The 22881-nt window shown below is 72.0% G+C and carries 13 protein-coding genes; 3 read left to right on the top strand and 10 right to left on the bottom strand.

Features of this window, described 5'->3' with window-relative positions; all coding sequences use genetic code 11:
• Positions 1-45: 45 nt before the first annotated feature.
• From AB1578_03635 to AB1578_03600, 8 genes are all read right to left on the bottom strand, one after another.
• A complete protein-coding gene (locus tag AB1578_03635) occupies positions 46-441 on the bottom strand; it encodes a carboxymuconolactone decarboxylase family protein (protein MEW6486992.1) in 396 nt (131 codons plus the stop codon).
• A gap of 105 nt (positions 442-546) precedes the next feature.
• Positions 547-1971, bottom strand: a complete 1425-nt coding sequence (locus AB1578_03630; GenBank protein MEW6486991.1) for a PAS domain S-box protein — start codon at positions 1969-1971, stop codon at positions 547-549.
• A gap of 30 nt (positions 1972-2001) precedes the next feature.
• Positions 2002-3660, bottom strand: coding sequence for a mucoidy inhibitor MuiA family protein (locus AB1578_03625; protein ID MEW6486990.1), 1659 nt, complete (start codon positions 3658-3660; stop codon positions 2002-2004).
• 90 nt (positions 3661-3750) lie between these two features.
• Complete coding sequence (locus AB1578_03620; GenBank protein MEW6486989.1) at positions 3751-7116, bottom strand: M20/M25/M40 family metallo-hydrolase; 3366 nt, start codon at positions 7114-7116, stop codon at positions 3751-3753.
• A 34-nt stretch (positions 7117-7150) separates the two neighbouring features.
• The gene (locus AB1578_03615; GenBank protein MEW6486988.1) at positions 7151-9457 is read right to left on the bottom strand and encodes a PAS domain S-box protein; all 2307 of its coding nucleotides are present in this window, start codon (positions 9455-9457) and stop codon (positions 7151-7153) included.
• Positions 9458-9570: 113 nt separating this feature from the next.
• A complete protein-coding gene (locus AB1578_03610) occupies positions 9571-10080 on the bottom strand; it encodes a ferritin (protein ID MEW6486987.1) in 510 nt (169 codons plus the stop codon).
• Positions 10081-10212: 132 nt separating this feature from the next.
• Positions 10213-12462: a Tex family protein gene (locus tag AB1578_03605; protein ID MEW6486986.1), complete on the bottom strand. Its 2250-nt coding sequence runs from the start codon at positions 12460-12462 to the stop codon at positions 10213-10215.
• Positions 12463-12591: 129 nt separating this feature from the next.
• The gene (locus AB1578_03600; GenBank protein ID MEW6486985.1) at positions 12592-14910 is read right to left on the bottom strand and encodes a hypothetical protein; all 2319 of its coding nucleotides are present in this window, start codon (positions 14908-14910) and stop codon (positions 12592-12594) included.
• A 298-nt stretch (positions 14911-15208) separates the two neighbouring features.
• On the opposite strand from AB1578_03600, the gene AB1578_03595 reads away from it, so the two are divergent.
• The 3 genes from AB1578_03595 to AB1578_03585 are packed head-to-tail and all read left to right on the top strand — an operon-like array spanning position 15209 to position 19154.
• Entirely contained in the window at positions 15209-16183 is a 975-nt protein-coding gene (locus AB1578_03595) for a DmsE family decaheme c-type cytochrome (GenBank protein MEW6486984.1), read from the top strand.
• A 33-nt stretch (positions 16184-16216) separates the two neighbouring features.
• Positions 16217-18214, top strand: coding sequence for a hypothetical protein (locus AB1578_03590; GenBank protein ID MEW6486983.1), 1998 nt, complete (start codon positions 16217-16219; stop codon positions 18212-18214).
• Positions 18215-18218: 4 nt separating this feature from the next.
• On the top strand, positions 18219-19154 hold the full coding sequence (locus AB1578_03585; protein MEW6486982.1) for an ABC transporter substrate binding protein: 936 nt from the start codon (positions 18219-18221) through the stop codon (positions 19152-19154).
• A 695-nt stretch (positions 19155-19849) separates the two neighbouring features.
• On the opposite strand, the gene AB1578_03580 is transcribed toward AB1578_03585, so the two are convergent.
• Together AB1578_03580 and AB1578_03575 are read right to left on the bottom strand one after the other, a co-directional pair.
• Positions 19850-22327, bottom strand: a complete 2478-nt coding sequence (locus AB1578_03580; protein MEW6486981.1) for an ethylbenzene dehydrogenase-related protein — start codon at positions 22325-22327, stop codon at positions 19850-19852.
• Between the two features lie 252 nt (positions 22328-22579).
• Positions 22580-22771, bottom strand: coding sequence for a DUF6485 family protein (locus tag AB1578_03575; protein MEW6486980.1), 192 nt, complete (start codon positions 22769-22771; stop codon positions 22580-22582).
• Positions 22772-22881 lie beyond the last annotated feature (110 nt).

Raw genomic sequence — 22881 nt, 5'->3', positions numbered from 1 at the left:
TGATCTCCCTTCGTGGCCATCCGGAGACGTTGCCCTCGTTTCGTCCTACTGCGCCGGCAGGGGCCACAGGCCCCGCTGCTCCAGAACCCGGCGCAGGGCCTTGAGGCCCTGGTTCATGGCGGGAACGCCTCCGTAGACCGCGGTCTGGAAGACGACCTCGGCCAGCTCCCGGGGCTTCACCCCCACGTTGAGGGCCGCCTGGAGGTGGAGCTCGAGCTCCTCGGTGCGTTCGAGCACGGTCAGCGCCGCGACCGTGACCATCTGGCGCACGGGATGGGGGATGACCTCCCGAGCGTACATCTGCCCCGTGATGAAGACGGAGAGGTCCCGGGCGAGTCCCTTGTCGAAGGAGCGCCACAGCTCGTAGGGGCGCTCGCCCGTTACCCCTTCGAAGTAGAGCCTGGCGGTGTCGGCCGTCTTTTTCGTCAGCTCGTCGGACATGGAAGATCCTTTGCGGGTTGCTGGTTGCACTTTGCAAGTTGCGGGTTGCGTGTTGGGGCTGTCGACCGATCCGACGGATTCGACCGATCGGTCCGATCCGGCTCGTCACCCGTCACGCACCCGTCCCTCGGCTCCCAGCGGTAGCGAGACGGTGAAGCGGGTGCCTTCGCCGGGCTGGCTGGCAACGGCGACCCGGCCGCCGCACAGATCCGCGAGGCGCCTCACGATGTGGAGGCCCAGGCCGGAGCCGGGGGACCCGCGGCTAGCCGAGCCTCGGAAGAAGCGCTCGAAGACGCGCCCGAGCTCCGCCTCGGGGATGCCGGGTCCCGTGTCTTCCACTTCGAGGCGCAGCTCCCCGGGGTCGTGGAGGGCCCGCACCGTGACGCGGCCACCCGGCGGGGTGAACTTGAGGGCGTTGGAGAGGAGGTTCTCGAGGATGTGCCGTACCGCGGTACCGTCGGCCACGTGCAGACCCCGCGCTTCGCCTGCGTTCACCTCCACGCGGACGTTCCGGGCCGCGGCTTCGGCTTGGAAGGCGCAGACCGCCGCATCCAGGGAGGCCCCGACGGTGCCGAGCTCCGCAGACCAGGCTCCCTCGGCGTCGAGCCGTTCGGCCAGGAGGAACTGATCCATGAGGTGGCGAACCCGGCGGCTCGCTTCCACGATGCGCCCCAGGGCCTCCGCCTGCTCGGCGCTGGGTTCTCCGTAGGCACCCGAGGCCATGGCGGTGGCGAACCCCTGGATCACGGTCAGGGGGTTCTTCACGTCGTGGCTGACCATGTGGAGGAACTCGCTGCGCAGCGCCTCGAGGCGCTTGCGGGCGGTGACGTCGCGAATCGAGGCCTGGAACGTGTCCTGCACTGTGGAATGGCGCGAGACGTGGACCTCGGCCCAGCGCTCTTCCCCCGTGGCGTGGAGGTAGCGCACTTCATACTCGGTGGGGGCCTCGCGCCCCGCGAGCCGGTCTTCGAAGTACCGCTTGAGCCGCCCCACCTCCTCCGGGGCGATCACCTCCGAGAAGTGCAGGCTCTCCACCAGGTCGCGGCTGTACCCCGACATCTCCTCCGCCTGGCGGTTGAGCACCCGGATGCGGCCCTCCCGGTCGATGCCGAAGAGGGCGTCGGTAGCCTTGTCGTAGAGCTCGGCGTAGCGGCGCTCCAGGGCCACCAGGCTCGTCACGTCGCGCACCATCCCGAGCACCCCGAGGGGCGCGCCGTCCTCCCCCTCGAGCCGGTGCACGGCGTACTGAAAGAAGAAGGTCTCGCCGCCGATGGCGGTGGGCCGCTCTTCCAGGAAGGGCTCGCCGGTGGCCACCACCCGGCGGATCACCTCCAGGTGCTCGGCCGCGTGCTCCGCAGGGAAGATCTCGGCCACCGACCGGCCCAGGATGTGTTCGGCGGGCCGGCCCAGGTAGCGGGCTGCGGCGCGGTTGATGTCGAGAAACGTACCGGCGGGATCGAGCACGAAGACCGGGTCCGAAGCCTGGTCGAAGAGGTGTGCTCCCAGGGCGTTTCGCAGTTTGTGCGGCATCTCGATGCTCCTCCCCAGCTCTCGAAGGTCCTAGAACCCCGGAACCTGCTCCCCCTCCGGATAGCTTACGGCGTAGCCGAAGAGGATACGGACTTTCTCGTCCGGCGGGTAGGTGCGGCGCCACACCACCACGCCCCGCAGCCCCTCGGGGTCGCGCTCGGTGGGTGGGGTGGAGTCGGGGAGGAGCTCCACCTGGATGCGCTCGTCCTGGGGGACCGGGAGCTGATCCCACACGGCCACGTCCAGGGGGCGGCCGTGGTGGTTGGTCACCTCGATGCGGTAGCGCCGCTCCTCCCTGCGGCGCTTCTCGAAGATCCCCTTGCGCGACCGCTCCCCCGTGTCGAAGGCGTAGGCGATCCGCACCCGGTCGTCTGCGCCGAAGGAGAGCTCCACCTCCTCCCCGGGCCGGGTCAGCGGCAGGGCCACCTTCCCGATGTAGGCGTCTCCCCGAAAGAGGGACACCTGGCCGGGCAGGAGCGCCGCTTCCCCCTCGAAGGTCGCCTTGGCCAGGAGGTAGCCGAGGGGCTCTGCCTTGGGCACGGCCCGCACCGAGATGCGGGCAGGCAGGGCCCGGCTGCCCACCGCGAACTGGTGGGGCTGGCTGTCGGCGGGCACGCTGGCGGGCCCCGGGATGCGGTAGGCGGCGGCGAACTCACCGGCCACCACCTCCGCCTGGGCCCGCTCGGCGCGCAAAGGCGCTGGCGCGGCGGCGGGTGCGGCAAGGGTATCCATCTCCAGGCGCGCGGCGCCCTCGGCAAGCGTGGGCGCGGCCTTGGCACGGGCCAGGGGGCGCACCTGGAGGATGTCGATGTACCAGGGAGGAAGCTCGGGCACCTGGGCCCCCAGGGCGGGCCGGGCGGTGGAGAGGGTCAGGGCCACCCCGGTCCAGTCCTCCCCGGTGCTCTGGCGCACCTGGGCGAGCTGGGCGAGGTGCACCACGCCCTCCTCCGTGGCCAGGCGCGCGTCGTAGGCGGGCCACCAGGCCGCGCCCCCGACCTGGTAGGAGAGGGAGAGGGTGGCCCGGCCGGGGCGCGGGGCGCTCAGGTTGACCCGGGCGCGGACTTCCTCCCGGCGGTCCGTGGCCACCTGGTCGAGCTCCTGCTGTACCTTGCGGATCTTCTCGGCGACTTCCCGCTGGCGCCCCTCGGCCTCCTGGATCGCGGCGTAGGTCTCGGCCGCGCCGGAGCCCACGGCGGTCCAGGCCTCTTTCCAGGAGCCGGGCTCCGCGCGGCCGTGGAGGAGCTCCGCGTCGAGGCGCTCGGGGAGCTTCTTGCCCAGGGCCTGGATGAAGGCGAGCTGGGTCTGGAGGGCCCGCGTCCGGTCGGCCCAGGCGCGCTCTTCGTCCCTGAGGCCTTGCAGTTCGGCGGCGAGGGTCCGCTCCCGGTCCCCCACGAGCTCCTCGGCGAAGACCCGGCGGCTCTCCAGGGAGCCGATCACCAGGGGGACGTCGGCTGCGCCCTCCACCCGCAGGGAGTCCTCCAGGAGCCCGGCCGGAAGGCCCGGAACCGTCACGACCGAGTCCCCCTCCGGCACGTCCACCTCCACCGTCCGGGTCACCAGGGCACGGTCGGGAAAGACCGTGACCGCGGTGATGCGACCGGGGGCCGAGAGGTCGGCGGCATAGGCCTGGGCCGCCCCCAGCAGGAGCCCTACCGCTGCGGCGATTGCCACCTTTGCGCTTGTGTGCACCGGGAGCCTCCTTTGCGTTCTGGTGGACGATGGGACCTATGGGACGTAGGGGACCTATGGGAGGCGTTGGGATCTCGGACCAGGCGCCCCTTACCTCTCCTCCACCCGGGCTGCCGCCTCCCGCGGCTCGCCGTCGCGCAGGTAGCGCACCCGTACCTCGTCGCCGGGGGCCAGGACCTTGAGCGCCCGGGAGTAGTCGGAGAGGGACCCCACGGGGGTCTCCCCCAGGACCAGGATCACGTCGCCGGGGCGCAGGCCCGCCCGCTCCACGGGGGAGCCCGGGGCCACGTCGGAGAGCCGCACTCCCGGTCCCTCGTGTACGAAATCGGGAACGGTGCCCAGGTAGACCTTGCGCCGGCCCTCGGCTTCCCCGAGGGAGCCCCCCGCGCCCCCAACCCCGGGCAGGGTGCTCGTGAGCGGGTCGGCGCGCCCGGCCAGATATTCCAGCACCTCTTTGACGACGGAGGCAACCCGGACCAGGCCGTCCCCGTCGACCCGGTCCGGGGTGTCGGTGGGCCGGTGGTAGTCCAGGTGGGGGCCCGTGAAGAGCTGCACGGCGGGGATGCCCGCTTCGTGAAAGCTCACCTGGTCACTCCCCCCCGGATCCCGGCTCACCACCTCCAGGGGCACGCCGGTGACGAAGCCCGCGCCGTTGAAGATGTGGACCCACTCCCGGGCGGTGCCGGCCCCCAGCACCAGGAGCTTCCCCGAGCCCAGGCGCCCCACGGTATCCAGGTTGACCATGGCCGTGGCCCGGGAGGCCGGGTGCGGGCCCTCGGCCGCCACGTAGTGGCGGGAGCCCAGGCGGCCCGCCTCCTCCCCCGCGAAGGCGGCGAAGACCACGGTGCGCTCGGGGCGCCAGGCCCCGTCCGAACCGGGCCCCAGGGCCCCGGCGAGCTCCAGGAGCACCGCCACCCCGCTGGCGTTGTCGTCCGCCCCGGGGTGGACCCGGCCGCGGTCTTCGGCCCGGCCCGGCGGCCAGCCCCGGCCCAGGTGGTCGTAGTGGGCCCCGAGCACCACGCTCTGGCCGGACCACTCGGCCCGGGTGCCCGGCAGGACCCCGATGACGTTGCGCAGCGCTGCCTCCCCTTCGGGGTCTCCTCCCCGGGCCCGGAAGGACTGGAAGTAGGACCCCCCGTCGCCTCCGGGGGCGAGCCCCGCGGCGCGGAACCGCTCCGCGATGAGCTGGGCGGCCTGCTCCAGGCCGGGGCTCCCGAAGCCCCGGCCCTCCAGGGCCGGGCCGGCCAGGGCCCGGACGGTCTCGCCCATCCGCTCGGCGGAAAAGGCCGGGGGAAGCCGGGCCAGGGGCTCCCGGGGGGGCAGGGAGCCCGCCTCCGGGAGGGGTCCGGGCAGCAGCGCCCCGGTGAGGGGGGAGCCCACCACGGGCCAGCGGCCCTTGTGGGTGTTGTCGGGCTCGTCGCCCTCGAAGGCCAGGTAGCTGTACTTGTGGTAGTGGGGCAGCTTGCGCCCCAGCCCCGGGATGGCCGCGGGGTTTTCGGTAGCCACCAGGCTCACCGTGAGGGATGGGTCCCCGGGGTGGCGCGCCGTGAGGACGACCGAGCCTTGCCCCCGTTCGACCTCGGCGCCGGGCCAGACGGCGCCGCCGGAGCCCACGGTGGCGCCGTAGGGGCGCAGGGCCTCGGCCAGGGCGGGGAGGTGGCGGTTTTCCCAGCCCAGGAGCCACACCGCCCGGTCCGGGGGAAGGGACGCCACGTCCCGGTCCTCGGCGATTTCCCACTGCCCCGCCTGGGACCGCGCCCATCCCCGGGCGAGCTCCCGGTAGGCAGCCAGCAGCGCGGGCGGGCCGGCCGACGGCAGGAGTGCGAGCACCCTCTCGGCCCCGAACCCGCCGCTCAGGGCCGGGGGGAGCTCGGCCGGGTCCAGGCGCCGGAAGAGGTCGAACTCCGGGTCCACGTCGATCCGCAGCGGCCGGGCGGGGAGCGGGATCTCGGCGATCCCGTGCTTGTCGTGGGCCTCCACCACGGTCCTGTGGACCTCGGTCCGTCCCTCCAGGGTCACGGCCACCGGTACCCGGAGCCGATAGGGGGGGGCCTCCTGGATCTGGTCGAGCCGGAGGCGAAGCGTCCACCCGGCATCTGCGGGTGTGGGTGCGGGCGCGGGCTCCGCGGTGGACTCCCCCAGGGCGAGCACCGGCGCCCCGGCCCGGTCCACCCACTGGGCAAACTCGTCCCGGAGGTCCCTGCCCGACGCCACCTCCAGCGCCAGGCGCAGGTCGTCGAAGGTGGCCGCCCGGAACTTGTTCCCGCTGTAGAAACCCCGCAGCCCCCGGACGAAGGCCTCGTCCCCGAGCTGCCGTCGGAGCATGTGGTAGAACAGGAGGCTCTTGCCGTACCCCACCGCCTCGCTGGCCGAGCTGTGGCGGCCCCGGAACTCCCGCAGGGGAAAATCCCGCTCCCGGGCGGCGTAGTCGGCATACTTCTGGAGGGTGGACTGGCGATACTCGGCCCCCTGGCCGCGCCCCTCCTGCACCAGGTGGTCCGCCAGGTAGGCCGTGAGCCCCTCGCTCCAGTTGCCCGAGGCGTAGTCCACGTACACCCCGTTGCCCCACCAGTTGTGGAGGATCTCGTGGGGGTACGAGGAGTGGAGGATGAAGGGGAACCGGATGATCCGGGAGCCCAGCAAGGTGAAGGAGGGCATGCCGTAGCCCGTGTCCCAGAAGTTCTCCACCAGGGCGAACTTGGCGTAGGGGTAAGGGCCCAACAGCCGGGAGTACATGGCCAGGTACTGGCCGCCCACCTCCAGGTACCGGGCCGCCAGGGCCGGGTCGGGGGCCCGGAGGAAGACCTGGACCTCCACCGGCCCGGCGGTGCGGGAGGTTTCGGTAAAGGGTCCGGCGATCAGGTAGATCTCGTCCTGGGGAGCTTCTTCCTCCCAGCGCACCCGGGTGCCGTCGGGGCGGCGCTCGTGGAGGGTTCGCCGGCCCTGGCTCACCGCGTCCCACCCCGGGGGCAGGCGAACCTCGAGGGAAAAGGTGACGAGCTCCGAGCCCACCTGGGGCACCCAGAGGGTGGCTCCCGAGAGGAACGCGCCCTCTTCGGCCACCAGCCCCGAGGTCTGTCGAAACCCCCGGGCGTAATCCTTCTCTTCCGAGAGGGGGTCGTGGATCTTCCCCTCGTAGCGCAGGCCGAAGGTGCGCACCCCGGGGGGAAGGCGGACCCGGTAGGCGGAGCCTGCCCCCACCGGACCGGCAGCGGGCTCCAGCGCCGCCCCGGGGGTCGTGACGGCCACCGCCAGGGCCGGATGGAGGCGAAACACCACAGAACCCCCCTCCGATGCAACCAGGGCCTCGGGGATGGTGACCGTCGCCTCCGCTCGGAGGCGTTGGGCGGCGGGGTCGAGGTCCACGGCCAGCGCGTGGTGCACGGTTGCGGCGGCGCCGGCCGGCGCGGCCCACATCAGGGCCGCCAGGAAAGGGAGTAGGGAAGCCCTTGGCATGGATGCCTCTCGGAGCAAGGGAATCTGCCGCGCCTCAGGCGCCGGAGCGCAGCGCGCGGGCGACGGCGTCGAGAAACTCTTCGGCGGAGAACGGCTTGACGAGGGTCGGGCCGCAGGGAGCCAGGGCCTTGGCCAGGTCCTCCCGGCCCGACACCACGAGCACGGGCACCTCGGGGGTCAGCCCGCGGAGCACGCGGTACACCTGCTCGCCCCTGAGCTCGGGCAGGACGAGGTCGAGAATGACCAGGCCGAAGGCGCCGCGCCGCTCTCGCATCCGTTCCAGCGCCTCGACGCCGGTGGCGGCCTGTACCGTGATGTAGCCCTGTGCCTCCAGGGTCAGGGTCATGAGCCGGGCGACCCCTTCCTCGTCCTCCACCACCAGGAGGGGAGCCGTGGTGAGGGGGTGGGAGCGGCTCTTCGGGCTCTCGCCGCCCCGGTCCCCGCTCCACGCCGGCAGGCGCACCGTGAAGGTGCTCCCCCGGCCGGGGGCCGAGTCCACCCGTATGTCGCCGCCCCAGCCCTGCACCGCCGCCCGGGCCGTGGAGAGCCCCAGGCCCATGCCCTTCCCGATGGCCTTGGTGGTGACGAAGGGTTCGAACAGCCGGTCGCGCAGGTGCTCGGGGATACCGGGGCCCGAGTCGGCGACCTCCAGGTGCACCCACTCCTCGCCACTCTTCTCCTGGCGCCGGCGGGCGCGCATCCGGAGCAGGCCCCCCGCGGGCATGGCATCTCGGGCGTTGAGGGCCAGGCTGAGGAGCACCGCGGTGACCCCGGCGCGGTCTGCCCGCACGGCGGGGAGCCCTTCTTCCGATTCCACCTCCAGCCGGATGTCCCGGGGCAGGGTGCGCTCGAGGAGCTGGCGCACTTCCCCCACCTGACGGCTCACGTCGAGCGCCTCTTCCTGCCCCGGGGGGCGCCGCGCCACCGTGAGGAGCTGCCGCGTCAGCTCGCCCCCCCGCTTGCACAGGGTCTCGATGCGGCCGAGCTCCGCCGCGGCCGACCCCTCCCAGCCCCCTTCCATGCGCGCCACGTACACCGACCCCAGGATGCTTCCCAGGATGTTGTTGAAGTCGTGGGCGACGCCCCCCGCCAGGCGCCCCACCGCCTCCAGGGCGTGGCTGCGGTGGAGCTCCCGCTCCAGGGCCGCCCTCGCCTCCTCCGCGGCCCGGCGCTGGGAGACGTCCTGGCACAGACCCAGGATGCGCGGCCCCTGGGCGGTCTCGAGGGCGCTGGCGTTGATCTCGAGCGGCGTCGGCCGGCCCTGGGCGTCCACGTAGTCCACCGAGAAGTTGCGCAGCTTCCCCTGGGACAGGCACTCGGCGATGGCGGCGGCGTTTCGCTCCCGGTCGTGGGGCGCGGTCCACTCCAGGGCGCTGCGGCCCCGGATCTCGCCGAGGGACCGGTGACCCGCAAGCCGCACGTACTCGGCGTTGGCGTCGAGGATGCGTCCGTCCAGGTCGGCGATGACGAAGCCCGTGCCCGTGGTCTCCAGGAGGGTCCGGTACTTTCGCTCGCTCTCCCGCAAGGCCTCTTCTGCTCGCCGGCGCTCGGTGATGTCCTGGATCTGGCTCACCGTGTGCAGGGGGGCCCCCGCGACGTCTCGAACCAGGGTGACGACCACCGAGCCCCAGCGGGTCTCCCCGCCCCGGGTGAGATACCGCTTCTCGAACCGGTAACTGCCGAGCTCTCCCCCGAGCAGGCGCTCCAGGTGCTCTCGGCTGGCCTCCCGGTCTTCCGGGTGGGTCACGTCGAGCACCGAGACGCCGTCGAGCGCGTCCTCGCAGTATCCCAGCATCTCGCACAGGGCGCGGTTGACCTGGAGGAACCGTCCGTCGGGTGCGCACATCGCCATGCCGATGCCGGCCTCCCGAAACGCGTTCTGGTAGCGCTGCTCGCTCACCCGCAGGGAGGCCTCGGCCCCCTTGCGCGCGGTGATGTCGCGCACACTGGCCACCACCCGCGGCCTGCCCCCCACGTCCACGCGACGCAGGCTGACCTCGGCCCAGAAGCGCCGGCCGTCCCTGTGGCGGGCTACCCACTCGAAGCGTTGCGGCCCGACTTCCGCCGCCCGGCGCACCCAGCCTGCCGCGTCCTCCTGGGTGCAGGGGGGCGCCCCGCTGCTCAGGTCGGCCATGGCGAGGGTGCGAAGCTCCTCCCGCGACCACCCGTAGAGCTCGCACGCAGCTCGGTTCGCTTCGAGGATGTCGCCGGTGGCGGCGTCGTGGACGAAGATGGGGTCGTTCACGGCGTCGAGCACCGCGCGCCACTCCCGGGCATCGAGGGCCGGGAGGGCCTCGCAGCGGGTGCGACGGGGCGCTCTGGCGCAGGGCTGGCGCGTCACGGTGTACCCCAGGGTCGGGTCGGGAGGCTGCTGAAAAAGCAGCCTGCACGCGCTTCATGGTAACAGAAAAGGCCCGGGGTCGCCGGGCCCTTTCGGGAACGCCTGCGCGGGCCTCACAGGCCGGGAGGCGGCGTGAAGACCCGCTGGCCGGCCTCCTGGTCCAGGAGGAGGATTCCCCGGCCGTCTCCCTTCACCATCTTGAGCTTCTTGACGTAGCCCGTGGCGCTCGCCTCCTCTTCCACCTGCTCGGTGACGAACCACTGGAGGAAGATCTGGGCCGCGTGGTTGCTCTCCTTGCGGGCGAGATCCATGAGGTCGTTGATCCGCGAGGTCACGAACTGCTCGTGCTTCAGGGCCGCCTCGAAGGCCTCCAGGGGCGAGTTGTACTCGGCCTTCACGGCGTCGAGCGGCCGCAGCTCGGCCTTGCCGCCCGCCTCGTTGATGAAGTTGAAGAACTTCTCCCCGTGGGAGAGCTCCTCCAGGGTCTGGACCTTGAACCAGGTGGCGAACCCCTTGAGCTCCTCGCCCTCGAAGTACGCCTGCATCCCTTTGTAGAGATAGCCCGAGTAGAACTCGTTCTTCATCTGCTCGTTCAGGGCGTCTTGCAGCTTCTTGCTCAGCATGGGGTCCTCCTGTGCGTCCCGGTGGGGGCCCGGTGAGGGCCGCGTGGGCGACGAATCTAACACCGAATCTCGGCACGTCCAGGGCAGGCGCCGGTTGGCGGTTGCCTGTTGCACGTTGTCCGTTGGGGCCCGTCACCCGCTCGTCCGAAACCGGGAGGAGAGCCTTGTCTTCCAATCCTCGGCGCCAGGGCGGGGCTGGGACCGTTCCCTCCTCGGCTCTTGGCGCCCGGCCCCCGGGCTCTTGAGCGAGAGGGAGATGCGCTTTCGCTCCAGGTCCACGGCGAGGACGCGCGCCTGCACCCGCTGCCCCACGCTCACCACCTCGGCCGGGTCCTTCACGAACCGGTCGGCAAGCTCCGAGACGTGGACCAGACCGTCCTCGTGCACCCCCACGTCCACGAACGCCCCGAAGTGGGTCACGTTGGTGACGACGCCCGGGAGCACCATGCCCTCCGAGAGGTCGCCCATCTCCTGCACCCGCTCGTCGAAGCGCACCGGGGCGAACTCCCGCCGGGGGTCGCGCCCGGGCTTCTTGAGCTCCTCCAGGATGTCGCGCACGGTGGGCAGGCCCAGGTTTCCCGCCACGTACCGGGCCGGGTCCAGGCGTTGCGCCAGGTCCGCATGGCCCACCAGGGCCGAGACCGCCACCCCCAGGTCCCGAGCCATCTGCTCCACCACCGGGTAGCGCTCGGGATGCACGGCCGAGGCGTCGAGGGGGTTCTCGCCCCCCGGAATCCGAAGAAACCCGGCGGCCTGCTCGAAGGCCCTGGGTCCCAGGCGGGGTACCTCCTTCAGGTCGCGACGGGTCCGAAAGGCCCCCCGCTCCTGGCGGTACGCCACGATGTTCCTCGCCAGGCCCTCCCCCACCCCGGCCACGTGGCGCAGGAGGGAGGGGCTGGCGGTGTTGACGTCTACTCCCACGGCGTTCACGCAGGACTCCACCACCCGGTCCAGGGCCCTGCGCAGCCGGGGCTGGCTCACGTCGTGCTGGTACTGCCCCACCCCGATGGACTTGGGGTCGATCTTCACGAGCTCGGCCAGGGGGTCCTGGAACCGGCGTCCGATGCTTACCGCGCCGCGCACCGAGACGTCGAGCTCCGGCAGCTCCTCTCGCGCCACCTCCGAGGCCGAGTACACGCTCGCCCCCGCCTCGGAGACGGTGAGGCAGCGGCAGCCCCACTCCGGGTGCTCCACGAGGAGTGCGGCCACCAGGGCCTCGGTCTCCCGGCCCGCGGTGCCGTTGCCCACCACGGCGAAGGCGGGCCGGTGGCGGCCGATGAGGTCTGCGAGCACGGCGCGCGCCTCCTGTGCTCGGCCTTGGGGGGGATGGGGGTAGATGGGGCGCCACTCCAGCAGGTCCCCGAGCTCGGAGAGGATCACCACCTTGCAGCCGGTACGAAAGCCCGGGTCGATGGCGAGCACGGGCTCTCGCCCGGCCGGGCTCTCCAGGAGCAGGTGGCGCAGGTTCTGGGCGAAGACCTCGATGGCGGCCTCGTCGGCCCGTTCCTTGAGCTCCACCCGCACGTCGATCTCGATGGAGGGGGCGAGCAGGCGCCGGTAGGCGTCTCCCACCGCGGCCAGGAGGTAGTCGCGCCAGACCGAGCGGGGGTTGATGACGGTGCGGCGCGCCAGGCGGCCGAGGATCTCCTCTTCGGGGGCATCGATCCAGACCCGGAGCACCCCCTCCTCCTCGCCCCGGCGCACGGCCAGGACCCGGTGGGAAGGCACCGTGGCCGCGGCTTCGCCGAAGTCGTAGTAGGCCTCGAACTTGGTGCGCTCGCCGACCTTCTCGGGCAGGACCGCGCTGCGCAGCCGTCCCTTCGAGGCGGTCAGCGCGCGCGCCTCGGCTCGGGCCGCGGGATCGTGGGCCACGGTCTCGGCCACGATGTAGGCAGCTTCGGCGAGGCAGTCCTCGGGAGTTTCCAGGCCGGCCTCCCGGTTTACGAACGGTGCGGCGAGCTCCGGCAGGGCTCCCGCCACGTCCTCCTGAGCCAGGGCCCGGAGCGCCAGGGGCTCGAGGCCCTTTTCCCGAGCCGCGTCGGCCCGGGTGCGGCGCTTGGGCCGAAACGGGAGGTAGAGGTCCTCGAGCTCCTGCTTGGTGAGACAGGCGTCGATCCGGGCTCCAAGATCCTCGGTGAGCTTGCCCTGGCCCTGCGCCGCGGCCTTTACCGTTTCCTTGCGGTCCTCCAGCTCCCTGAGGTAGCCGTACCGGTCCCACACCGCGGCGATCTGCACCTCGTCCAGGCTCCCCGTGGCCTCCTTGCGGTAACGGGCCACGAACGGGATGGTGGCGCCGGAGCCCAGGAGCTCGACGACCGCCCGAACCTGGGGGAGGCGCAGTTGCAGCTCCTGGGCGAGGAGGGACGCGAGGTCTCGAGGCACGGGGTCTTCCAGGGTGGGGGAGGAGGGAGGTGGCAGTGTAGCGAAGGGCGGGGTGACCGGGAAGGCCAAACGCGCCGGAGCCCCGCCGCAGGGCGGCAGGGCTCCGGACGCATCCCGGCAGCGAGTCGGCTACCGGCCCAGGTCCACCAGGTACTGGATGGCCGCCGCCGGGCTGTAGTGCTCGGCAAAGCTCCCGGAGAAGCTGGGGCTCGCCGGCAGGGTCTGGATCGCGCTCAAGACGCCGTGGTCCAGGGCGCCGTTGGCTACCCAGTCGATGGTGTCGTAGAGCAGCTGCTTTGCGTAGTACGGGTTGTGCACGTAGGCGCCGGGCTCGTGGCTCAGGAGCGCGAAGTTGAAGGCTGCGCCCAGGGTGTTGCGGCCCGCCTCGTCGTCTTCTCCCCAGTTCGTCCGGGTGAAGTAGGGCCAGTCGTCCTGGACTCCGTACCCCTGGCTCCACAGGAGCTCCTTCAGGACGGCCACGGCCGCCAGGAAGCCGGCGCGCTTGCCCTCGAGGATCTGGGGCGTGAGGCGGAAGTCCCCGAGCCCGGGCACCACCTGGTGGCAGGCCGCGCACGCCTGGCTCTCGATCGCGAAGACGGCGCCGGTGACCGGATCGTGGCGCGCGGCGGCCAGGGTGTGGGGCTCCGCCGAGCTGAAGTGGCAGCCCACGCACGGGCCCTGGCTGCCGGTGGGCGTGTCGACCAGGCCGGGCCGCCCGATCTGGTAGTGCCTTTCCGTGGCGGGCAGCACGTACTCCCTTCCGGGGAACTCGTAGCCGAGCCCGGGCGTCTCGCCCGTGCCCCCGAAGAGCACCCCGCCCGCGAGCAGGTAGTGGGGCAGGACACCGGAGGCCCCTAGGTTGCCCAACCCGGTCTGGGCTCGAATGGCGCGGCCGCTCGCCAGGCCCGTGTGGCAGCCCAGGCACAGGTTGGAGCCGGCCACGTCCGGATAGGCGCCCGCAGGCACTCCCGGATAGGTGAACGGGATCGGGCCGGGGGTGCGCAGGCCCCCCGCGCTGTCGGAGTGGCATCCCCAGCAGTACAGGATCTCCTGCTGGGCGCCCGCCAAGTAGGAATAATCGTTCCGGGCTGCCGAGTAGCGCGACGGATCCGTCGCGAAGTTCGCAAAGCCCGTGGCCGTGTGGCAGCGCTGGCAGGGCTTGAGGTCCATGGCCCATGGGCCCACCCCGTCCTTCCAGGGATAGCCCGTCCAGGGGTACGCGTTCGCCTTGGAGAGCCCGGCGGTCCGAATGGCCACGTCGGCGCCTTCGCCCTGGTTTTCGGCCCTTGCTGCGGCCTTGACGGCTCCGATCCTTCCCCCGTGCCCCGACCGGGCCCACTGACGGTGGATGGTGGGGTCTGCGGCGTGTACGTCGTGGCAGTCCCGGCAGGTGCGCGCGCTCGCGGCCTTCAGGTTGTAGCCCTCGATCTCGGGCGTGGCCGGGTCGTCGAAGTGGGTGTCGTAGATGATGCGGTCGGGGTTGAAGGTGCCCACCCCGACGGTGCCGCCCGACCACATGCCGGGGTTCATCTCACCCGAGTTGGCGTTTTCCGGCGGGTGGCAGTGGCTGCACGTGCGGTACTCGGCCGAGGCCACCACGGCCCCCGCCTGGTTCTCCTCCGCGTCCACCAGGAGCTGCCCGGGATTGTGGGCGTCGTGGCAGGTGCGGCACTGGATGACGCTGGGGCTCTCCAGCGGCGGCGCCGCTGCGAGCGTGGCGGCCTCGGGGAACGTGCCTCCCACGTTGCGGTAGAGCTTGGTCCCCTCGTCCGTGTGGCACCGGGCGCACCGGGCCTGCACCAGGGAGGCGGAGCCCGGCACGTTGTGCCGCTCGGGGTTCAGGGACCGGGCGTGGGGCGAGGCCTGGTAGGCGCCCCAGATCCGCATACCCTCCGGGTGGTCCGCCGCGTGGAGCCCCGAGAGGTTGTCGTGGCAGCGCCCGCACACGCCGGCGCCGGGCCTCGGGTCGGGCAGGGGCCCCCGGCCGAAATGGCCGGCGCCGCCCCCGTGGCAGGCTTCGCAACCCACGGCGGCGAGCCCCGCGGCGGGCACGGGGCCTTCCAGGTCGGGCCGGTCTTCGAGGAAGGCTCCGTCGCCCACGGGGTCGTGGCAGGCGAGCCGGCAGCTCGCCGTCTCGGCAGACGCGTCCATGCGCCCGGCGCCGTGGGCGTGCCGGCTCTCCAGATAGGCTGCGACAGCCTCCGGCCAAAGCTGGTGCTGCGGGTGGCACGAGCTGCACGCGGCCGCCTCGTCCAGGTGGCACCCCAGGCACAGGTCCGCCCCCACGTACGCGGCGCCGCTGGCGTCGGAGCCCAGCTCGCGGCCCGCCGCCTCGGCGGCGGTGCGGCCCCGGTGGGGCGACTCCTTGCCGCCTTCTCCGCAGCCGGTGGCCAGAAGGGCCAGGCCGGCGAGAAGGATCGCCGGCGTCATCCACTGTGCGCTCTTCATCTCTTCCTCCTCGGGCAGGTCTGCTGCGTCGCCAGCCGTGGGCGGGGCCGAAAGGGGGCCAGACCGGGGTCCGGCACCGCGACCCACGGGGACAACCGATCGGATATCCGCTGCGCAAACTTGAGATGATCGGGAAGACATTGTGCTCCCGGGGAGATGTTTCACCTTTCGTGCGTTCTCGCCTAAACCTCGGCAGCGTCTTCGCCGATAGATGCTCACTGAGCCGTCGGGCATCGGGGCGGCCCCGCGGGGCCCACGGCAGACGCCGGCCTTCTCCCTCTCCCAGAGGAGCGATGAGATGAAGAAGCGAGGACGCGCCACCGTTCGCCTGGTCCTGGTCCTCGGGGCGGCGGTTCCCCTGTTTGCGGCGTGCGCCGCCTTGCGGCAGGGCCACCCCATCTTCTCCCAGCAGGAGTACGAGAGGATGCTGGTGGGACCGATCGAAGCCGACTACGTGGGCCAGACCAACTGCCTGGCGGCCTGCCACGTGCACGACGGACTCGCCGCGTACCTGGAGCGCAGCGTCCACGGCCAGCAGCTCTCCCAGGACAGGAACCTGCCGCTCTTCGACTGCGAGACCTGCCACGGGGCGGGAAGCCTGGCCATCGAGAACGCCGCCCAGGACAAGGCCTGCGACACCACCCAGTTCGTGAGGCTGTCCGAGCTGCCCGCGGGTGCCCGCTCCCTGCAATGCCTCAAGTGCCACACCGCCATGAGCGAGACCGCGCTCCAGGGCTGGGCCGGCGGGGCCCACGCGGCGGCGGGGGTCAGCTGCCCCGACTGCCACAAGCTCCACCAGGGCATCGAGCAGAAGCCTTCCGGGAAGCAGATCGCAGAGACGTGCTTTGCCTGCCACGCCGACGTGGAGGCCGAGACGGCCTACTTCTCCCGCCACCCCATCCGGGAAGGAAAGCTCACCTGCGTCACCTGCCACGAGCCCCACGGGAGTGCCTCGGACGCCATGCTGGTAACGACCGACGCCGAGACCCTGTGCTTCAAGTGCCACGCGGCCCAGGCGGCGCCCGCCCTCTTCGAGCACGGCGGCGGGACCAACGGCTGCACCACCTGTCATCGGCCCCACGGGTCGCCTTTCCGGGATCTGCTCACGCTCCAGGACCCGTTCCTCTGCCTCCAGTGCCACGCGGGCCACGCCTCTCCCCAGGACGGCACGGCCCGCAAGGCGGCCTTCTTCACCCGGTGCACCACATGCCACTCCCAGATTCACGGAACGGATATCCAGTCCACCCTTCCGGGCAGCGCGTTCCTCAAGTAGTGCTCGGACCTTGGCCATCGTCAGGAGGACCCGATGAAACGCCATCGCCATCCCTCGCCGGCCGCGCTCGTGCCCGCCGCCCTCGCCCTGGCCCTCGCCCTGTGGGCGGTCCCCGCGGCTGCCCAGGTCCGGACGGACTACCGGGGCACCCTGTCGGTCGAGGAGTTCGTGGAGATCCACGGGACCACCGACCGCTACGAGCTCCTGGCCCAGGAGATCAAGGGAGACTGCACCCAGTGTCACAAGCAGCGCGCCGAGACCGAGGCGGCCGTGGGGGCCGGGTACCTGTACCGCCAGGAGGACGGCGGCGGGCAGACCCTGCGGCCCTACGAGAAGCTGGAGTCGCACCCGGAGGGGTACTTCGACCTCTACCACCGCGACCCGGGTTGGGGCCGCCTCCACGCCACGGGCGAGTACCTGGGGGGAACCGACCACGGGGCCCGGGTGGACGTGCGCTACAAGAACCTGGTGATGGGCTCCGTTACCTCCCAGGGGTTTCCCCACAACGAGGAGAACGTGGCGCTGCCCCCCTCCACGGGCGAGGCGCCGCCGCTCTTCTTCGCCGACGACCAAAACCCCCGGGGAGACTACCGCAAGGAGGTGAGCGAGCAGACGGTCAACCTGCGGGTGGGGCCGGGCGTGTACCCGGCCCACGTGCGGGTCACGGCCCGCCGGTTCGCGGTGGAGGGGGATTCCCAGCTGACCTTCCTGGACGAGAACTGCACCACCAACTGCCACAACATCTCCCGCAAGCGCGAGCTCGACCACACCACGGCCGAGATCGAGGGGGGTGTCGACGCCCACGCGGGCTACGGCATGGCGTCCTATGCGTACAACTTCACCCAGTTCCGCAACGACGAGGCGGACCCGGAGCACGTGTTCGGGCCCATCACCGGAGTGACGCCGGGAGGGATCTCGGCCCACAACACCTACCCCGACGCCCGGGCTTGGGAGCACCGGGTGCGGGTGAGCACCACCCAGACCGGGCAGGTGACCGCGTCGGCCGGCCTCCACATGGGCCGCGTGACCAACGAGGACGTGGACGTGGCCCGCAACTACTACCGGGGCGACGCAGACCTGGGGTGGGCCCCCTGGTCCTGGCTGAGCGCGGCGCTGAAGTTTCGCCGCACCCACAAGGCCGACGACGTGGGGAGCGCCGACGCCCAGGCCCTGCGCGCCGGCGCCGGGCTCCCGGTGGAGTACGAGCTCGAGGAAAACCGCTACGCGGCCCAGGTGAGCGTGCGGCCCCTCTCTCGCCTCACCCTCCGGGGAGACGCGGTCCGCACCGAGCAGGTGCGCACCCAGGGGGACGGCTTCGGGCTTCCCGCCGACTCCCGAAAGACCGAGTGGAAGGCGAGCGCCCACTACCGGCCCGTGCGCGGCGTGACCCTGCGCGGTTCCTACGGCATGCTCCGGACCGACGACGAGCAGGGGCTCCCCACGGCGCCCACCGAGGCCCGCACGTGGCAGGCGTGGGCCAGCGTACAGCCCTGGTGGTTCCTCAACTTCAACGGCAGTTGGCTCGACGTGCGCGCCGAGAACGACGACTTCGACCGGGACGAGGACCGCACCGTGGCCCAGGCGAGCCTCACGGTCACCCCGGTGGCCGCCTTCTCGGTGGGAGGGTTCGTGGCCCGGTTCCGCAACGAGGTCAAGGCCCCGGTGGACGCGAGCGCCGGGGGCGTCACCCTGCAGGTGGACCGCAGCGCCCCCTACGAGGCGGTGGGGACCCAGTACGGGGTGTTCGCCGATTGGGAACCGGTGGAGCGGCTGACCCTGCGGGCCCAGCTCGCCATCCTGCGGGCGGAGGGCTCCTTCGAGACGTCCTCGGCGGGCTTCGGGGATCTTGGGGCGTTCTCGCAGTTCGACGCGCGCCAGTGGGACCTGGGGGTAGACCTGGGGTATGAGTGGCAGAGCGGGTGGGGGCTCGCCAGCCGCTTCGCCCGCAGCGCCTATCGCCAGGACGGAGCCTTTCCCGAGGACGACGAGGACGTGATCGAGGGCAGACTCATCCTGAGCAAGAGGTGGTGACGCCATGTCTCCCGTCTCGAAGGCCGTAGGTGCCGTCCTCCTCCTGGCTGCCGCCCTGGTGGGCGCTTCCTTCCTGCCGGCAAAGGACGCGGGGGCGTCGGCGAGCGTCGGGCTCGTGGTCTTCAAGGGCAGCGGGTTCGGCCGGGAGGTGCGAGACCCCTTTGCGGCGCGACTCAAGGCGCACGGTTCGTCCGCCGAGGTGCACGTGCTCACCCCCACGTGCGACAAGGTCTCCCGGATCAACAGCGTACGGAAGCTCCTGGCCCACGGCGTGGGAGTGCTCGTGGTCTTCGGCACGTGCGCCGCCCAGGACGCGGCGGAGGCAACCAACAAGGTGCCCATCGTCCTCCTGGCGGGGTACGACCCCACCGGCGGGCGCCCGGACCGGCCGGCCTGGATGGGGAACAACGTCACGGGGCTCTCCTGCCGGACCTCCGTGCCCCTGCTCTACGAGAACATGCACAAGACGGCACCCCTGGAGACGGTGGGGTTCCTCCAGTGCTCCGACGACGACGACGGCGCGGCCCAACTGCGAGACGTCCAGGCCGTGGCCAGCAGCCGCGACTTCCAGCTCATCGTCGCCAACGCGTCCGGGGCATCCGCGGGCCAGCTGGCCCGGACCTTCTCCCCCGCCCAGTTCGTCCACGTGGGCTGGGGGTGCGATCCCCAGGTGCTGGGGTTCGACCTGGAGCGCCTGGGCAGGCCCCTGGTCACCCAGTCGCCCGGCCTGAAGGGAAGCGGGATCGTCCTGTCCCTGGCGGCCAACGCCGAGGCCATGATCGACGACGGCGCCGCCCTGGCCGCACGGCTCCTCAAGGGAGAGCGGGCGGCGAACATCCCGATTGCCGAGGCAAAGAAGGTGGACTTCCTCGTCGATCTCCAGGAGGCCCTGGCCCTGGGACTTCGGATTCCCTTCGAGGTGCTCCAGGCCAACCGCTGACGCGGCGGTCTCCGGCGGACGTTGGGTTCGTGAAACGAGAGAGGCCCCCTGTTGGGGCCTCTCTCGATTGGGGGGGCCGGATTCGGGCTCCGGGGTCCGAGTCGGGGTCGATAGCGATCCCGATACCGATATCGAAATCGGTATCGATGGGGACCGGGAGACCCCTGCCTTGCCCCTGATTCCTGCCGCGGCCTCTGCGCGTCGCGCCGGACTGTCGAGTCCCAGGGCTCGCGTGTCCGGCTGGCTTACCCGTAGGGGCGCACAGCCGTGCCCCCCTATGCCTCCCGCCCCCCTGTGTCGTGCCGCAGCGGTGGGGTGGGCACCGCCCTCCGGTTTCCGGTCGTGGCCGTGGTTGCGGTGGGCGGTGTCACGGGTCTTCGCGAAGTTCCCGGCCTCCCGGCCTCCCGGTCCCCATCGCCATCGGTATCGGGATCGGGATCGGGATCGGGATCGAAATCGAAATCGAAATCAACCCCGATTGCGATACCGATACCGATAGCGATCGGAACGAACGGGGGGGCCTATCCGGCTTCCCGCCGGGAGGAGGGCTCAGAGCCTGTGAAATAATCTGCTGCGCGACCGGATTGCTTCGTTGCGCACTCGCTCACTCCTCGCCTATCTACTTGATATGTCTTGTCGTTCGCTCATGCGCGCCTCGCACTCCGGTCTGCTCGCGACGATTCTTTCACAGGCTCTCAGGGGCCCTGTACGTCCAGGTGGACGGGGGGGCTGGAGGCGTGGTTGGCGCGGTCGGCCTTGTCGTAGGCGGCAAAGCTCGCCAGCAGGCTGGCGCCGGGGACCAGGGGGACGTCGTCGGGGTGCCCCGTGTCGAGGGCCCGGCGGAAGGTCACGGTCCACCGCCCGTCGCTCCACGACCCCAAGGCCGCCACGTCTCCCCGGCTTCCCTTGGGGCGAGCGGCCCGGTAGCTCGGGACCGTGTCGGCGCTACGTCCCACCGGGATGAAGAGGGACCACCCGGGCGTGCCTTCGTCCCAATCCTGGCGAATCCAGACCTGTCCCTGTCCGGAGCGGACCGGGTACGGGTTGGCCTGGGGGATGCGGTTGCGGCTCACCCGCAGACGGCCGTCGTCCGCCAGGGACGAGAGGCCGCCCCATGCGGCGCGCCAGAGCCACAGATCGGCGTCCACCTCCTGACCCTCCAGCATGCAGGCGCTCGACGCAGACCCCTCCCGGTACAGGAGCACCGAGAAGGCATCGTCGAGCTGCCCGGTCTGGTGGTAGTTGGCGGCCGCCGGGTCCCAGAGCCAGGGCCGGTAGGCGTCGTCGCGGCTCGGGTCGGCCCACTCGGCCAGCAGGTAGACCGACGTTCCGTCGTGAACCGCTCTCAGGCGAACCTTCCGGGGGTTGCCGGCGGGCCCCTGCAGCGGGATCTCGATCGCCTGGGCCGAGTGCCAGGCGGCGTCCTGGGGCGACGCCGCCAGCTCCGGTCCCGCCGCCACCCGGCGCACGGCAAGGCGCAGGGGCGGGGGTGGGGTGGGCTCCGGGGCTGGCTCGGGCACGGGTTGCTGGACAGGGTCGGGGGCCGCGGCCGCGGCGCTGGCGGCGGCCGCCCTCTGGGCGGCGGCCCTCTCGGCGGCGGCTCTCTCGGCTGCCTCGATCCCGGCCCTGGCCTCCTGGGTTCGAGGGCCGTTGGGCCAGCGGGAAAGGAAGGCCCGGTAAGCCTCTGGGGTCCCGGCTGTCCGGGCTGCCAGGAAATCCGCGTCCATGCGGGCGCTTTGGAGTTGGGCGACGCGCTCTCGCGCCTCCCGGGCGTGGCGGCCCTGAGGGCGCTCGGCGAGGTAGCGCTCCAGGGCCTGCTCGGAGGAGCGCGCCCGGGCAAAGGCCTCGTCGTCGGCTTCCAGCTCCTTGAGGCGCTTTTCTACCTGCTGCACTTCCGGGGTCCCCGGGTAGGTGGCCACGAAGATGCGGTACCCCTCCGGAGCGTCGAGGCGCCGAACCTCGTCGAAGGCACGGCGGCGCTGCTCGTGTTGCGCCTGTTGGGCGCTCTGCGCCGCGGCGCTCGCCTTGCGCTCGATCTCGGCCTTCTGGTGCTCGGCTTCCAGCGCCTGGATGCGCGCCTGCACCTCTGCACGCCGCCCGGAAGAGGGGAAGATGGCGAGAAACCCTTGGTAGGCGTTCACCGTGTTCTTCTCCACGGCGAGCCGGAAAGCGGCCTCTTCCCGCAGCTCCTCGATGCGCTGCGCGGCGGCCGCCCGCTGGGGCGCGTCGGGGAAGGCGGCCACGAACTGCGACAGGGCCTCGAGGGTGCCCTGGGCCAGGGCGGCGCGGTAGGGCCCTTCGGCGCGCTCCTCGGCCGAGGGGAGGGAGGGCGCAGGGGGTTCCGGGGGGGCGGGGGCCTGCGCAGCGGGCGGCGCGCTCGCGGCGGCAGGCGCCGGAGCGGAGGCGAACGGGCCGGTGGGCCCCTGTACCTGGAGGCGGACCTCCCGGCCGGTGCCGCCGACCCGGGTGCCGCTTCCCCAGAGGGCCATGAAGGCCTGGATGGCTTCCGGGTCTCCGGATGCCAGCGCCGCCTCGTACTCCGCCTGCATGCGCGAGGTCCGCAGGGCTTGCAGCTCCTGCTCCGCTGCGGCCGCGTGGCTTCCCCCCGGGAAGCTCTCCAGGTAGGTCTCCAGGGCCTTCTCGTTGCCCCGCGCGGCCTCGTAGACGGCCGCGCCCGCCCCTCCGTTGCGGCGGCCCGGATCGCGGGCGGCCGGCTGCGGGGGCCGGGGGGCCTCGATCTTCCGCACCCGGTATCCCAGGGTCAGGGTCAGCTGCTGGGCGGACCGCCGGGCCTGCGCGAACCGGATCTCCGGGTCCAGCGCGCTCAGGCGGGAGAAGACGTCGGCGGGGTTCTCCGCCATGGCCAGGAGGAGGAAGTCGCGCCGGGTGCCGGCGAGGTAGAGCCGCGGGGGAGCGCCGTGTTCCCGCGGCACGAAGGTCAGGGTCAGCCGGTCCCCCTGGCGCCCCACCTCCAGGTCCTGGAGCCCCGGGTTCTGATTGAGGATCTCGCTGCGGGCCGCCTCGCTCTCGGGGGTGCGGGACTCGGAGACGAGCCGCTGCAGCAGCTCCGCGGACATCTGGAGCTCCAAGGCGCGCTCTTGGCCGAGCGCGCCCCCGGGCAACAGCCCCGGAGCCAGCATGCAGAAGGCGGCGAGGACCCAGCGGCGGACCATGGCTCTCGCGAAGACGGTGGCGGAGGCACGGCCCGGAGCCGTGCCTCCGCGGTCACAGGGGACGCGGAAACGGGCGCCGCCCCCCTAGGGCGCCCAAACCTTCTTCCGTCCATATCGGACGATATACCGGGAGCATTAGGCGAAACGGGACACAATCGGAAGAACCCCCCCGGAAGGCGCCCGGTTCCGGGGGAGGGCCGGCGCTCGGGCGGGGGCGAAGCCCCCCGAGGGCAGACGCGAGGGAGGGTGTGGCTACCGGTGCTGGGCGAGAAAGGCCCTCATGGAGCGGTCATAGGTGCGTTCGGCTTCCGGGGTGAAGTAGCACGCCACCATCTCGTTGCGGGACCGGTGGTAGGCCACGCACTGGCAGCAGGCGCCCCGCTTGCTGCACGACGTGTAGGTGCACGGGCAGTTGGCGGCATTGGCTTTCTGGGTGCAGTCCATGGATGGCCCTCCGGAGGGGGGTGTTGGGGGGGAAAGGATACGGAAGAGCGGCCCGGCTGGGCAAGCCCGCCGGAACGCGAGTCCGCCGGAGACGGCCCACCCGTCGCGCC

It is taken from the genome of Thermodesulfobacteriota bacterium (assembly GCA_040756475.1).
Classification (GTDB): Bacteria; Desulfobacterota; Deferrisomatia; order Deferrisomatales; family JACRMM01; genus JBFLZB01.
Note: the sequence above shows the minus strand (reverse complement) of the source record. Positions and strands in the feature narration are given on the sequence as shown.

Excerpts from the sequence above, each read along its gene's own strand:
- AB1578_03635 (MEW6486992.1), bottom strand. The coding sequence starts at position 441 with ATGTCCGACGAGCTGACGAAAAAGACGGCCGACACCGCCAGGCTCTAC.
- AB1578_03630 (MEW6486991.1), bottom strand. The coding sequence starts at position 1,971 with ATGCCGCACAAACTGCGAAACGCCCTGGGAGCACACCTCTTCGACCAG.
- AB1578_03620 (MEW6486989.1), bottom strand. The coding sequence starts at position 7,116 with ATGCCAAGGGCTTCCCTACTCCCTTTCCTGGCGGCCCTGATGTGGGCC.
- AB1578_03610 (MEW6486987.1), bottom strand. The coding sequence starts at position 10,080 with ATGCTGAGCAAGAAGCTGCAAGACGCCCTGAACGAGCAGATGAAGAAC.
- AB1578_03600 (MEW6486985.1), bottom strand. The coding sequence starts at position 14,910 with ATGAAGAGCGCACAGTGGATGACGCCGGCGATCCTTCTCGCCGGCCTG.
- AB1578_03595 (MEW6486984.1), top strand. The coding sequence starts at position 15,209 with ATGAAGAAGCGAGGACGCGCCACCGTTCGCCTGGTCCTGGTCCTCGGG.
- AB1578_03590 (MEW6486983.1), top strand. The coding sequence starts at position 16,217 with ATGAAACGCCATCGCCATCCCTCGCCGGCCGCGCTCGTGCCCGCCGCC.
- AB1578_03585 (MEW6486982.1), top strand. The coding sequence starts at position 18,219 with ATGTCTCCCGTCTCGAAGGCCGTAGGTGCCGTCCTCCTCCTGGCTGCC.
- AB1578_03580 (MEW6486981.1), bottom strand. The coding sequence starts at position 22,327 with ATGGTCCGCCGCTGGGTCCTCGCCGCCTTCTGCATGCTGGCTCCGGGG.
- AB1578_03575 (MEW6486980.1), bottom strand. The coding sequence starts at position 22,771 with ATGGACTGCACCCAGAAAGCCAATGCCGCCAACTGCCCGTGCACCTAC.